Below are 12,836 nucleotides of genomic sequence, written 5' to 3'. Positions count from 1 at the left end.
GAAACCGACGAACAATACCGAAAACGCAAGTGAAGACATGCCCTGCCTGTGAGAAAATGGCGGATTACCGAGGAAAACAATTATGTCACAAGCTCCCTTGAACGCACCTGCCCGCCCGAACGAATTCAACCTGATCTGGGTTGACATGGAAATGACCGGCCTCGACCCCGACACCGACCGCATCATCGAGGTCGCGGTGGTCGTCACGGATTCGCAGCTGAATGTGCTGGCCGAAGGCCCGGTGTTGGCGATCCATCAATCCGACGAGGTGCTGGACCGCATGGACGCCTGGAACAAGGGCACCCATGGCCGCTCGGGACTGATCGACCGCGTGAAGGCATCTACGGTCCGCGAAGCCGATGCCGAGACAACCCTGATCGATTTCCTGAAGCATTTCGTGCCGGCCGGAAAATCTCCGATGTGCGGCAACAGCATCTGCCAGGATCGCCGTTTCATGGCACGCGGCATGCCCAAGCTGGAAGCGTTTTTCCACTATCGCAACCTGGACGTCTCGACCCTGAAGGAACTCTGCAAGCGCTGGAAGCCTGACATCGCCTCCGGCTTCAAGAAGCACCAGAAGCATACCGCACTGGCGGATATCACCGAATCGATCGAAGAGCTTCGCTACTATCGCGAAAACTTCATCAAGCTCTGAACTGTTCGACCGTGCCGGCCGCCGTCCGGCGCGCCGGCACTTTTATTTTTTGCACGCATGACCTCCGATACCGACCTGCCGTCGAGCGAAGCCGCCGACGCCACCCCCGACAGTAACCGCAAGGTGCCGACCGAACTGATCGGCCGCGAAGTGGCCCGCCGCCGCACCTTCGGGATCATTTCCCACCCCGACGCCGGCAAGACGACGCTGACCGAAAAGCTGCTGCTGTTCTCCGGCGCGATCCAGCTCGCCGGCACGGTGAAGGCGCGCAAGAGCGGCCGGCACGCTACGTCCGACTGGATGGAGATCGAAAAGCAGCGCGGCATTTCCGTGGCCAGCTCGGTGATGCAGTTCGAATACCGCGAGCACGTGGTCAACCTGCTCGACACGCCGGGCCACCAGGACTTCTCGGAAGATACCTACCGCGTGCTGACGGCGGTGGACTCGGCGCTGATGGTGATCGACGCCGCCAAGGGCGTGGAAGAGCAGACCATCAAGCTGCTCAACGTCTGCCGCATGCGCGACACCCCCATCCTGACCTTCATGAACAAGATGGACCGCGAAACCCGCGATCCGCTGGAACTGCTGGACGAGGTGGAATCCGTCCTCAAGATCCAGTGCGCGCCGGTGACCTGGCCGATCGGCATGGGCAAGAGTTTCCGCGGCGTCTACCACCTGCTGCGCGACGAGATCCTCCTGTTCAAGGCGGGCGAGGAGCGCGCGGACCAGGAGTTCGAAGTGGTCAAGGGCATCGACAACCCGCGCCTGGCGGAAATGTTTCCCCTGGAAATCGAGCAGCTCAAGATGGAAGTGGAGCTGGTGCACGGCGCATCGCATCCCTTCGACCTGGAAGAGTTCCTGGCGGGCAGGCAGACGCCGGTGTTCTTCGGTTCCGCGATCAATAACTTCGGCGTGCGCGAGATCCTCAATGCGCTGCTGGACTGGGCGCCGGCGCCGCGTCACCGCGATGCCACTGTGCGCGACGTCGAGCCGAACGAAGAACCGTTCTCGGGATTTGTCTTCAAGATCCAGGCCAACATGGACCCGGCCCACCGCGACCGCATCGCTTTCCTGCGCGTGTGCTCCGGCCGCTTCGAGCGCGGCATGAAGATCAAGCACCTGCGCCTGGGCCGAGAGATCAAGGTGTCGAGCGTCGTCACCTTCATGGCATCGAGCCGCGAACAGGTGGAGGAGGCGTATGCCGGCGATATCATCGGCCTGCCCAATCACGGCAACATGCAGATCGGCGACAGTTTCTCCGAAGGGGAGATGCTGCAGTTCACCGGCATCCCGTATTTCGCGCCGGACTTTTTCCGCTCGGTGCGCATCCGCAACCCGCTCAAGATCAAGCAGTTGCACAAGGGTTTGCAGCAGCTGGGCGAAGAGGGCGCGGTGCAGGTGTTCAAGCCTGTGCACGGCGGTGACCTGATCCTCGGCGCCGTGGGCGTGCTGCAGTTCGAGGTGGTGGCAAGCCGTCTGCTGAACGAGTACGGCGTGGACGCGGTCTTCGAGGGTACGAGCATCAGCAGTGCGCGCTGGATTTCCTCGGACGACAAGAAGGCGCTCGCGGATTTCGAGAAGTCTTCCGCCGGCGCCAATATCGCCTTCGACGCCTCCGGCAACATGGCTTACCTCGCGACCTCAGGCGTCAACCTGAAGCTGACGCAGGAGCGCTGGCCGCAGCTGACCTTCCACGCGACACGGGAACATGCTGCCAAGCTGAACTGAGTATTTCCCGCCTGCATGCGCCGGGCCCGCATTCCTGATGTGGAGGTCTGGCGTTTCCTCTTATCGAAGTCTTCGATGACCGCCGGCGATTGTACGAAGTAGCACGCAACTTGTCGCCAAAATAGCGTGCGTTCGCGAGCATTTCCGGGGCTGTTTGCGCCAGCTCAAACGCGTGCCCGGACGCCCGCCTATACTCTCCCAACGCGTTTTCCCAACCTCACCTCTCCCCGGTTTCAACTTGTGCAGCGATCGGATTCATTGGATCCCGGTTTGTTCACGCAGTTACAGAATCAAGGAGCAACAATGCTAACTGCCACGTATTCCCTGGTCGCCATCGCGGCCGAGCAAGACAAGACCCGTAGCATGCTGTCCCGTCTCCAGCAGTATCTCCAGAGTACGTGGCGGGGCTTGCAAAGCATCGACTTCTCTTTCCTCGAGTCGGCCTTTGGAAAACTGATGCAGTTCGACAAATACATGGGCGCGCGCAAGCTGGAGCGCCATCTCGTTCCCGCGATGCGCAGCGCCGGGCGTGAAGCCGAAATCCTCATCGCGGAGTTGGATGCCCTGCGCGCAAAGAGCGCGCGCATCCTGCGTTCGATCGGCGAGCAACTGGCGGAAGCCTTCGAAGCCAGCGCCGTCAGGATCAACCAGATTTGCCACGCGATGGACAGTTATTGCGGCACCGTGCTGCACCGCCTGGAGCGTGAGGAGCGTGAACTCATTCCGCTCGCACGGCGCGTATTCTCCATCGAGGACTGGTTCTCGATCGCCGCACAGTTCCTCTCGGACGACGGCGATGCGGACGGCAGGCAGCGTACGGTGGCGCCGCAGCGCGCTGTCCCGTCCGGCCGCCGTTCCATCTTCGTGCGTTCATAGCGAAGCGAGCACCCGGCGCACTTGCGCGCCGGTACATTTCTTGGCATGGTGTGGCCCATGAAATTTCATGGGCCGCGCATGCCGAAAATCCTCAGGTTCACACGCTTTTCCCTCCGCGACTTCCTGGTCGCGTCCGGTCCGGCGGCCATTGCCGTCGTCATCACCTGCCTGCTTGCCTACTGGCTCGTCGACCCCTCGCCGCCGCGCGAGGTGACGCTTGCCACCGGACAGGAAAACAGCGCCTATGAGGCGATCGGCAAGAAATATGCGGCGCTGCTGGGGCGCAACGGCATTCGCGTCGACCTGAAGCCTTCGCTCGGCTCGAATGAGAACCTGCAGCGGCTCAAGGATGAGAGTTCCGGCATCGACATTGCCTTCGTGCAGAGCGGTTCCACGCGCAGGGAAGAGCTGGAAGGGCGCGGACTGGTGTCGCTGGGCAGCCTGTTCACCGAGCCGGTATGGCTGTTCCTGCGCGAATCGCGCAGCGTTACCCGGCTCGCCCAGCTGAAAGGCCTGCGTATCAATGCCGGGCCGGAGGGCACGGGTGTGCCGGGGCTGTTCAAGCAGATCCTGTCCGCCAACGGGGTGGACGCCGGGCAGATCAGGCTGGGCACGCTGGAGAACACGCCGGCGACAGTCGAACTGCTGGCCGGCCGCATCGACGGCCTGGTGTTCAGTTCAGCGCCGGATGCGCCGCTGATCCAGATGCTGCTGCAAACGCCGGGCATCCGGCTGTTCGACTTCGCGCAGGCCGAAGCCTACACGCGACGCTTCCCCTTCCTTTCCCACGTCGTGCTTCCGCGCGGCATTGTCGATTTCGGGCGCGACTTGCCGCCGAAGGACATCCACCTGATCGCACCCACCGCGACGCTGGTGGCGCGCGAAGACCTGCATCCCGCGCTGGTCGACCTGTTCGTGCAGGCGGCGGGCGAGATTCACGGCGCACCGGGCTGGTTCCAGAAGAAGGGCGAGTTCCCGACCGCGAATTACACCGAAGTGCCGGTGTCCGAAGCCGCCGAAAAGTACTACAAGAACGGGCCGCCGCTGCTGCAGCGTTACCTGCCGTTCTGGCTGGCCAACTTCTTCGAGAGGATGTGGGTCGTGGTAGTCGCGTTGGGCGCGCTGATCCTGCCCTTGTCGCGCATCATTCCGCCGCTTTATGTGTGGAAGGTGCGCTCGCGCGTGTTCCGCTGGTACGGCCAGCTGCGCGCCGTCGAGCAGGCCATCGAGGAGGTGCCGCCGGAGCGGCAGAAGGATGTCTACCCGGAGCAGCTGCAGCGCCTGAATGACATCGAGGAGCGGGTGAACCGCATTTCGATTCCCTTGTCCTTCGCCGACGAGCTGTACGGCTTGCGCAGCCACATCAATTTCGTGCGGCGCCGCGTGTTATCGCTGATGAAGGCAGAGTAGGCCGGCTCAGGTTAAGGCCAGGTTCAGGCGCCGATCCACGGCAGGCCCGCCTTGCACCAGCCGCCGACTGTCTTGCGATGGCCTTCGGCATCCTTGTCGCCCTCGAAGCCTTCGAGTATGTCGAAGGAGTTGGCATAGCCGTGTTCCGTGGCCAGCTTGGCGGCATGGCGCGACCGCACGCCGGACCGGCACAGGAAAAGCAGGACCTTGTCCCTGGACGCCACTTGCGACAGTTCGTCGAGGAAGGCCGGGTTCGGCTGGCCGCCCGGGTAGGTATTCCACTCCACGGCGGCGTGCTGCGCTTCGGGGACGGCGACCCGTCCTACCCAATCGCGTTCCGCGCTGGTGCGGACATCGACGAGCACCGCGTTGGGATCTTGCTTGAGCAGGGAATAAGCCTCGGCCGGCTTCACTGCACCCGCATAGGGCAACTGCTTTTCTTTTGCGCGCTCGCGCGCCTTGGAAAGGATATCCATCTGTATCGCTCCGGATCGATTGGTTTTTTTATATTCTATCCCGCCGGCGGCGCACCATTCATGCCTGCCGGGCAGCGATGGGGTGCGCACCAATAGCGTGCAAAACTGCGTCGTCACGCACTAGAATGGTGCCAGAGCCGGCGAGTGCACTTTTTTGGTGCCATTCGGATTCCGCCGACTTGGTGCCAACTGTGTTTCAAATGCGCACTATTTCAGCTAATTTGCACGCTTCATCGCGGTGCAGCCGAATTGTTTTTCCTCAAGATGGTGGCATGGAACCTGCTATCATTCCGGGCTGTGTTTCAAGTCGCACTTCAGCCGGTCCTGGCGAATACTGTCGGCTCAAACCAATTTCAACATTTACCGAACCCGCTCATCATATTTAGGAGAATCGCATGGCAATGACGGCCGCAGACGTCTTGAAGATGGCGAAAGAAAACGAAGTCAAATTCGTTGATTTTCGTTTTGCTGACACCCGAGGCAAGGAACAGCACGTAACCGTGCCGGTTTCGCAATTCGGCATGGACAAGTTCGAGTCCGGCCATGCATTCGACGGTTCCTCGATCGCCGGCTGGAAGGGTATCGAAGCTTCCGACATGCTGCTCATGCCCGATCCGAACACGGCCAACATCGATCCGTTCATGGAAGAGACCACGCTGTTCATGCAGTGCGACGTGATCGAACCGTCCGACGGCAAGGGCTATGACCGCGACCCGCGCTCCATCGCCAAGCGCGCCGAAGCCTACCTGAAGTCCTCCGGCCTGGGCGACACCGCCTACTTCGGTCCGGAACCCGAATTCTTCATCTTCGACAACGTGCGCTGGAAGGTCGACATGTCCGGCTGCTTCGTCAAGATCGGCTCGGAAGAGGCTTCCTGGTCCACCGGCAAGGAACTCGAAGGCGGCAACACCGGCCACCGTCCGACCGTCAAAGGCGGCTATTTCCCGGTTCCCCCGGTCGACAGCTTCCAGGACATGCGTTCCGAAATGTCCCTGATCCTCGAAGCGATGGGCATTCCGGTCGAAGTGCACCACCACGAAGTGGCAGGCGCCGGCCAGAATGAACTCGGCACCAAGTTCTCCACCCTGGTCGAGCGTGCCGACTGGACCCAGAACATGAAGTACGTGATCTGGAACGTCGCCCACACCTACGGCAAGACCGCGACCTTCATGCCCAAGCCGCTGGTCGGCGACAACGGTTCCGGCATGCACGTGCACCAGTCCGTCTGGAAGGATGGCCAGAACCTGTTCGCAGGCGACGGCTACGCCGGCCTGTCTGAGTTCGCGCTGTACTACATCGGCGGCATCATCAAGCACGCCCGCGCGCTCAACGCCATCACCAACCCGGGCACCAACTCCTACAAGCGCCTGGTTCCGGGCTACGAAGCACCGGTGAAGCTGGCTTACTCGGCACGCAACCGTTCCGCATCGATCCGTATTCCGCACGTCGCGAACCCGAAGGGCCGACGCGTCGAGGCACGCTTCCCGGATCCGCTGGCCAATCCGTACCTGTGCTTCGCAGCCCTGCTGATGGCAGGTCTGGACGGCGTGCAGAACAAGATCCATCCGGGCGAGCCGGCAACGAAGGACCTGTACCACCTGCCGCCGGAAGAAGACAAGCTGATCCCGACCGTGTGCTCGTCGCTCGAGCAAGCGCTCGAGTACCTGGACAAGGACCGCGAGTTCCTGACCCGCGGCGGCGTCTTCTCCGACACCATGATCGACGCGTACATCGACCTGAAGATGCAGGAAGTCCAGCGTTTCCGCATGACGACGCATCCGATCGAGTTCGACATGTACTACTCGCTGTAATCGGCATTCCGTCGCAAGGCGGAGCTGTTTCAAGAGACGGGGAAAAGCCTGCTTTTCCCCGTTTTTTTTGATCTTTGGAAACTGTTGCGTCCCCTGGACGCTCTAAAGCAAGTGTGTTTGTAAAGCACCATGTCTTACTCTAAACTAGTAAGCGCCTAGATGGTTTCTGTAGGGAAAGATGACTAAAGTACAACTTGCCGGTCTGCTATTGCTCGCGTCGACTATCGGTGCCGCGCACGCACAAAACGAGGTATTCCTGTGCGTGGACGAGCACGGAAAAAGGGAGTACAAGAACACTGGCATGACAAAAGGGTGCAAGAAGGTCGAGCTGCCCGGCATCACGACTATCCCGGCGCCTCCGAAACGGGTGGCGCCGATGACGGCATCGGCCAAGCCGGCGGCAGGTTCGCCTGGTGCGACTGGTGCGCCCGCGGATTTCCCCAAGGTCGACAACGGCACGCAGAAGGCGCGCGACAACGATCGCCGCCAGATCCTGCAGGACGAGATGAAGGCCGAGGAGCAGAAACTCGCGAACCTGAAACGGGAATTCAACAACGGAGAACCCGAGCGCCGCGGCGATGAACGCAACTTTGCCAAGTACCAGGAGCGGGTGGCCACGATGAAGGAAGACATCGACCGCACCGAAAAGAACATCGAAGCCCTGCGCCGTGAGATCGGCAACATCAAATAGGGCGGGTATGCCGCTTGCATGAACAGGGCCGCACGACGCGGCCCTTTTGATTTCTGGAGCAACGTGAAGACATCGCACCCATTCGACGGCCTCGACCTGCTTTCCTCGGCGGTAGTCATCCTCGACGCCGCAAGCCGCATCACCTATGCCAATGCGGCAGCCGAAAACCTGCTCGAGAGCTCCTTCAAGGCGCTGTCGCAGCAGAAGATCAACGACCTGTTCCTCAACGGCGACCACCTGAAGCAGATCTTCCAGGAAGCTGTCCAGCACCGCTTTGCAGACAAGCGGCTCGACCTCACGCTGGAGCGGCCCAATCGCGAACCGCTGCAGGTGCACGTGATCGTCACGGCGCTCGACAACCCCGACACGCCGGTATTGATCGAGCTGCGCGAAAACGTCCAGCAGCTCAAGCTCGATCGTGAAGAGCGCCTGCTCGACCAGAGCCAGGCAAACAAGGAACTGATCCGCAATCTCGCGCACGAGATCAAGAACCCGCTCGGCGGCATCCGCGGCGCCGCGCAATTGCTGGAGCTCGAACTGCCGGAGCGGCACCTCAAGGAGCTGCGCGAATACACCCAGGTCATCATCAAGGAAGCCGATCGCCTGCAGACCCTGGTGGACCGCCTGCTTGCGCCGCACCGGCGGCCTCACATCGTCGGCGACGTCAACATCCACGAAGTGTGCGAACGCGTGCGCAGCCTGATCATGGCCGAATTCCCTGCGGGGCTGACCATCAAGCGCGACTACGACCTGTCGGTGCCGGAATTCCGCGGCGACAAGGAGCAGCTGATCCAGGCGGTGCTCAACATCGCGCACAACGCCGCACAGGCACTCGCGGACCGGATCAAGGACGGCGATGCCGTCATCACCTTCCAGACCCGCGTGGCAAGACAGGTCACCCTCGCCAAGGTGCGTTACAGGCTGGCATTAGACTTGCATATCATCGACAATGGACCGGGCATCCCGCCCGAGATCCGCGATCGCATTTTCTATCCGCTGGTATCGGGCAAGGATGGCGGCAGCGGACTCGGGCTCACGCTTGCGCAAACCTTCGTTCAGCAGCACATGGGAGTGATCGAATGCGAGAGCAGGCCGGAATGCACCGACTTCAGGATTTTGATACCGCTGCCTTGACCGGCAGGCTTTCTCACAGTGCCTAGTGCGCGGGATGCTGAAAAAATATGAAGCCAATCTGGATTGTTGACGACGACGAATCGATTCGTTGGGTACTCGAAAAAGCACTCGCCCGCGAGAACCTTGCCACCAAAAGCTTTTCCAATGCGCGCGAAGTCATGGACGCGCTCCAGACCAGCGTGCCGCAGGTCCTCGTGTCCGACATCCGCATGCCTGGCGAGTCCGGGCTTGAACTCCTGCAGACGGTGAAGGCGCGGCATCCGGGCCTGCCTGTCATCGTGATTACCGCCTTCTCCGACCTCGACTCGGCCGTCGCCGCGTTCCAGGGCGGCGCCTTCGAATATCTCGCCAAGCCCTTCGACGTCGACAAGGCGGTGGAGCTGATCCGCCGCGCACTCGAGGAAAGCCTGCGCGAAGCCAACGTCGAGCAGACGGCGGCGGATACGCCGGAAATCCTCGGCCAGGCGCCCGCGATGCAGGACGTCTTCCGCGCCATCGGCCGGCTGTCGCAGTCGAACGTCACCGTGCTGATCACAGGCGAGTCGGGGACCGGCAAGGAGCTGGTTGCGCGCGCGCTGCACAAGCACAGCCCGCGCGCCGCGCAGCCCTACATCGCGCTCAACACGGCCGCCATTCCGAAAGACCTGCTCGAATCCGAACTGTTCGGCCATGAACGCGGCGCCTTCACCGGCGCGCAGGCCATGCGCCGCGGCCGCTTCGAACAGGCCGAGAACGGTACGCTCTTCCTCGATGAAATCGGCGACATGCCCTTCGACCTGCAGACCCGCCTGTTGCGCGTGCTGTCGGACGGCCACTTCTATCGCGTCGGTGGACACCAGCCGCTGAAGGCGAACGTGCGCGTGATCGCCGCGACCCACCAGAACCTTGAACAGCGCGTGAAGGAAGGCCTGTTCCGCGAAGACTTGTATCACCGCCTCAACGTGATCCGCCTGCGCCTGCCGAGCCTGCGCGAGCGCCGCGAAGACATCCCCATCCTGACGCGCCATTTCCTCACGCAGAGCGCCAAGCAGCTCGGCGTGGAAGCCAAGCGCATGTCGGACAGCGCGATGCAGTTCCTCAGCAGCCTCGACCTGCCGGGCAACGTGCGCCAGCTGGAAAACCTGTGCAACTGGATCACGGTGATGGCGCCGGGGCAGACCGTCGAGATCAAGGACTTGCCTGTCGACCTGACGCATGGCCAGGAGTATGCACCGCCCGTGCCGGCGTTACCCGTGCAGGCGCCGGTGCTGCCGCAGCCGCTGGACGCGCCCAACGCCGGCGTTCCGGTGAGCGCAGGCATGTTTGCGCCGGCACAGATGGCAGGCATGCCTTCCGCCCAGCCGACGCCGAACGGCGCCGCCGAGAAAGCCAGCTGGATCGCGCTGCTCGAGTCGGAAGCGGCGCAGATGCTGGCAGCCGGCCAGCCGGAAGTGATGGATGCGCTGGGCCGGCAGTTCGAGTCCGCTCTTATCAAGACCGCGCTGAAGCACACGCACGGCCGCAAGAACGACGCCGCCGTGCGACTCGGCATCGGGCGCAATACCATCACGCGCAAGATCCACGAGCTCGGCATAGACGGCGCCAAGGACGACTGATTCCGCAAGGGCCGGCAGCACGCCGGCCTTCTCCTTCTGTGCGCCATGGAAACATTCGCGAGGCGCATAAACATTCAGCAAACGCAACAAGCTTGATCGCAGGGAAGCTTATGATCTGCTGACAGTCAACTTTGTCCGCGGAAAACTTTCCCCTGCCCGATCGCCCATGTTCAGCTACGTCCACGTCATCCTTGCCATCCTGGTGACGATCGCACTGACGCTGGTCGTGATCAACTTCACCGAGGGCGAAAAGAAGATCGACCGCAAGGTGGAAACGCTGTACGGCGTCAGGGATGCACAATTCCTGCGCTCGATGGGCGTGCTGCTCGGGCCGTCCATCGTCGAGTGCAACAGGGTGGAACACCTGGAAAACGGCGACCGCATCTTTCCGGCGATGCTGGAGGCCATCCGTGCCGCGCAGCGAACGATCGTGTTCGAGACCTTCATCTACTGGTCCGGCGATGTGGGACGGGCTTTCGCGGACGCGCTGTGCGAGCGGGCGCAGAAGGGCGTCAAGGTGCACGTCCTGCTCGACTGGGTGGGCAGCGCGAGGATGGAGGAGCGGCTGATCGACGAGATGCGCGATTGCGGCGTCGAGGTCGAGCGCTACCACGAACCGACCTGGTACAACTGGTCGCGCATGAACAACCGCACACACCGCAAGCTGCTGGTGGTGGACGGCAGGCTCGGCTTCACCGGCGGCGTCGGCATCGCCGACCAATGGAGCGGCCATGCGCAGGATGAACGGCACTGGCGCGATTCCCACTTCCGCATCGAAGGGCCGGTGGTCGCCGAGATCCAGGCCGTGTTCATGGACAACTGGATCAAGGCCACCGGAAGCGTGCTGCACGGGGCGGATTACTTTCCGGAGCTCGAGCCCGCCGGCAGGGTGCAAACGCAGATGTTCAGCAGCTCGCCCACCGGCGGCAGCGAGAGCATGCACCTCATGTATCTCCTGTCGATCGCCTCGGCGCAGAAATCGATCCTGCTGTCGAGCTCCTATTTCGTGCCCGACAAGCTGGCCATCCGCGCGCTGGTCGCCGCCGCCAGGCGCGGCGTCCGCATCCGCATCATCACTCCGGGCAAGTACATCGATACCCATATCGTGCGGCGCGCATCACGGGCGCGTTGGGGGAGCCTGCTGGAGGCGGGCATCGAAATCCACGAATACCAGCCCACCATGTACCACTGCAAGGTGATGATCGTCGACGGCTTTCTCGTCTCGACCGGGTCGACCAACTTCGACAACCGTTCGTTCCGGCTGAATGATGAAGCGAACCTGAATGTGTACGACGAAGACTTCGCGAAACAGATGACGGAAGTATTTGAAAGGGATCTGACGCGCGCGCGCCGGATCACGCTGGAAGAATGGCTGAACCGCCCGCCCGTACAGAAGCTGATCGAGCAAGCCGCGTCGCTGCTCGGCAAGCAGCTGTGACCCGCCTCAGGTATTCCGGCGCGGATAGCCCTCGGCGGTGATGCGGACCCACACGCGTTCCTTTTCTTCCTCGTTCATGAAGACCCAGTTCGCCACTTCCTCGACCGTGCGGCCGCAGCCGCGGCAGACATCATCGAAAGTGGTTGAACAGACGGCAACACAGGGCGTGTCGGGACGGGTGGAATTTTGCATAATGGAGGCCTTCAAACCGACATTCTAGGCCAAATCCCATGTACAAGCTCTACTACTATCCCGGTAATGCGAACCTCGCGCCGCACATGTTGCTGGAAGAACTGGGCGTGCCCTACGAGCTGGCGCTGGTGGACCGCACGAAGAATGCGCAGCACAGCGCGGAATACCTGAAACTGAACCCGAACGGGCGCATTCCGACTCTGATCGACGGCGAGCTCGTCCTGTTTGAAACGGCCGCGATCTGCCTGCATCTCGTCGACAGTCACCCGGAGGCCGGGCTTGCGCCGGCCGTGGGCACGGCCGAGCGGGCGCATTTCTACAAGTGGCTCGTCTATCTGACCAATACCTTGCAGGCAGAGCTGATCATGTATTTCTATCCGGAGCGCTGGGCGAAAGATGACAGCGCCGTGGCCCAGGTCAAGGCGCATGCGGAAGCGCGCGTGGGTGGCATGCTGGACCTGCTGGACAGGACACTTGCCGAGAACGGCGGGCCTTACCTGCTCGGCAAGCGGCTCACGGCTGTCGATTTCTACCTGTTCATGCTGTCGCGCTGGACGCGCATGATGCACAATCCTGCGCGCAACAGGGTGCAGCTTGGCGCTTTCCTGAAGATGATGGTGGAGCGGCCCTCGGTCAGGCGGACGCTGGAGCAGGAGGGGTTGGGCGAGCCGTTGTTCTAGTCGAAGGGATGGTGGGTTTCGCTTCGTGTTTAGCCGGGACACATGGGTAACACCTGTCGGGAGACATAGGTAACACATGTGATCACGATTTTAGGCGATGTTCCGCAGGTCGACCTGCCTGAGGTGTTTATGACAGAAGTAGACATCGAA

Annotated in this window: 12 protein-coding genes; 10 read left to right on the top strand and 2 right to left on the bottom strand. The window is 61.9% G+C overall.

All coding sequences use genetic code 11. The features are described 5' to 3' along the window. The first annotated feature begins 82 nt into the window (after nt 1-82). From orn to VFF99_RS07130, 4 genes are all read left to right on the top strand, one after another. Nucleotides 83-655, top strand: coding sequence for an oligoribonuclease (gene orn / locus VFF99_RS07145; RefSeq protein ID WP_325016356.1), 573 nt, complete (start codon nt 83-85; stop codon nt 653-655). A gap of 57 nt (nt 656-712) precedes the next feature. After that, nucleotides 713-2,383 carry a peptide chain release factor 3 gene (locus VFF99_RS07140; RefSeq protein WP_325016354.1) on the top strand — a complete coding sequence of 557 codons (1,671 nt, stop codon included), beginning with the start codon at nt 713-715 and terminating at the stop codon, nt 2,381-2,383. A gap of 303 nt (nt 2,384-2,686) precedes the next feature. Then, entirely contained in the window at nt 2,687-3,259 is a 573-nt protein-coding gene (locus VFF99_RS07135; RefSeq protein ID WP_325016352.1) for a hypothetical protein, read from the top strand. A 78-nt stretch (nt 3,260-3,337) separates the two neighbouring features. After that, the gene (locus VFF99_RS07130; RefSeq protein WP_325016350.1) at nt 3,338-4,669 is read left to right on the top strand and encodes a TAXI family TRAP transporter solute-binding subunit; all 1,332 of its coding nucleotides are present in this window, start codon (nt 3,338-3,340) and stop codon (nt 4,667-4,669) included. 23 nt (nt 4,670-4,692) lie between these two features. Here the strand turns inward: VFF99_RS07130 and VFF99_RS07125 are convergent, their stop codons facing one another. Next, nucleotides 4,693-5,145, bottom strand: coding sequence for a rhodanese-like domain-containing protein (locus VFF99_RS07125; protein ID WP_325016348.1), 453 nt, complete (start codon nt 5,143-5,145; stop codon nt 4,693-4,695). A gap of 395 nt (nt 5,146-5,540) precedes the next feature. Between VFF99_RS07125 and glnA the strand changes: the two genes are divergently transcribed. The 5 genes from glnA (at nt 5,541) to cls (ending at nt 11,814) form a co-directional block, all read left to right on the top strand. Then, nucleotides 5,541-6,956 carry a type I glutamate--ammonia ligase gene (glnA, locus tag VFF99_RS07120; RefSeq protein ID WP_325016346.1) on the top strand — a complete coding sequence of 472 codons (1,416 nt, stop codon included), beginning with the start codon at nt 5,541-5,543 and terminating at the stop codon, nt 6,954-6,956. A gap of 178 nt (nt 6,957-7,134) precedes the next feature. Beyond that, complete coding sequence (locus VFF99_RS07115) at nt 7,135-7,647, top strand: DUF4124 domain-containing protein (RefSeq protein WP_325016344.1); 513 nt, start codon at nt 7,135-7,137, stop codon at nt 7,645-7,647. Nucleotides 7,648-7,710: 63 nt separating this feature from the next. Next, on the top strand, nt 7,711-8,781 hold the full coding sequence (gene glnL / locus VFF99_RS07110) for a nitrogen regulation protein NR(II) (RefSeq protein ID WP_325016342.1): 1,071 nt from the start codon (nt 7,711-7,713) through the stop codon (nt 8,779-8,781). 47 nt (nt 8,782-8,828) lie between these two features. Next, nucleotides 8,829-10,376, top strand: a complete 1,548-nt coding sequence (gene ntrC, locus VFF99_RS07105; RefSeq protein WP_325016340.1) for a nitrogen regulation protein NR(I) — start codon at nt 8,829-8,831, stop codon at nt 10,374-10,376. 166 nt (nt 10,377-10,542) lie between these two features. Next, entirely contained in the window at nt 10,543-11,814 is a 1,272-nt protein-coding gene (cls, locus tag VFF99_RS07100) for a cardiolipin synthase (protein ID WP_325016338.1), read from the top strand. 6 nt (nt 11,815-11,820) lie between these two features. On the opposite strand, the gene VFF99_RS07095 is transcribed toward cls, so the two are convergent. Then, nucleotides 11,821-12,006, bottom strand: coding sequence for a DUF1289 domain-containing protein (locus tag VFF99_RS07095; protein WP_325016336.1), 186 nt, complete (start codon nt 12,004-12,006; stop codon nt 11,821-11,823). A 38-nt stretch (nt 12,007-12,044) separates the two neighbouring features. On the opposite strand from VFF99_RS07095, the gene VFF99_RS07090 reads away from it, so the two are divergent. After that, nucleotides 12,045-12,686, top strand: a complete 642-nt coding sequence (locus tag VFF99_RS07090) for a glutathione S-transferase family protein (protein ID WP_325016334.1) — start codon at nt 12,045-12,047, stop codon at nt 12,684-12,686. The last annotated feature ends 150 nt before the right edge of the window (nt 12,687-12,836 follow it).

The sequence above is a fragment of the Noviherbaspirillum sp. genome, from assembly GCF_035654295.1.
Lineage (GTDB): Bacteria > Pseudomonadota > Gammaproteobacteria > Burkholderiales > Burkholderiaceae_D > Noviherbaspirillum.
Note: the sequence above shows the minus strand (reverse complement) of the source record. Positions and strands in the feature narration are given on the sequence as shown.

What these genes read in the sequence shown, in the direction of transcription:
- orn (WP_325016356.1), top strand. Translation starts at nt 83, where the DNA reads ATGTCACAAGCTCCCTTGAACGCACCTGCCCGCCCGAACGAATTCAAC.
- VFF99_RS07140 (WP_325016354.1), top strand. Translation starts at nt 713, where the DNA reads ATGACCTCCGATACCGACCTGCCGTCGAGCGAAGCCGCCGACGCCACC.
- VFF99_RS07135 (WP_325016352.1), top strand. Translation starts at nt 2,687, where the DNA reads ATGCTAACTGCCACGTATTCCCTGGTCGCCATCGCGGCCGAGCAAGAC.
- VFF99_RS07130 (WP_325016350.1), top strand. Translation starts at nt 3,338, where the DNA reads ATGCCGAAAATCCTCAGGTTCACACGCTTTTCCCTCCGCGACTTCCTG.
- VFF99_RS07125 (WP_325016348.1), bottom strand. Translation starts at nt 5,145, where the DNA reads ATGGATATCCTTTCCAAGGCGCGCGAGCGCGCAAAAGAAAAGCAGTTG.
- glnA (WP_325016346.1), top strand. Translation starts at nt 5,541, where the DNA reads ATGGCAATGACGGCCGCAGACGTCTTGAAGATGGCGAAAGAAAACGAA.
- VFF99_RS07115 (WP_325016344.1), top strand. Translation starts at nt 7,135, where the DNA reads ATGACTAAAGTACAACTTGCCGGTCTGCTATTGCTCGCGTCGACTATC.
- ntrC (WP_325016340.1), top strand. Translation starts at nt 8,829, where the DNA reads ATGAAGCCAATCTGGATTGTTGACGACGACGAATCGATTCGTTGGGTA.
- cls (WP_325016338.1), top strand. Translation starts at nt 10,543, where the DNA reads ATGTTCAGCTACGTCCACGTCATCCTTGCCATCCTGGTGACGATCGCA.
- VFF99_RS07095 (WP_325016336.1), bottom strand. Translation starts at nt 12,006, where the DNA reads ATGCAAAATTCCACCCGTCCCGACACGCCCTGTGTTGCCGTCTGTTCA.
- VFF99_RS07090 (WP_325016334.1), top strand. Translation starts at nt 12,045, where the DNA reads ATGTACAAGCTCTACTACTATCCCGGTAATGCGAACCTCGCGCCGCAC.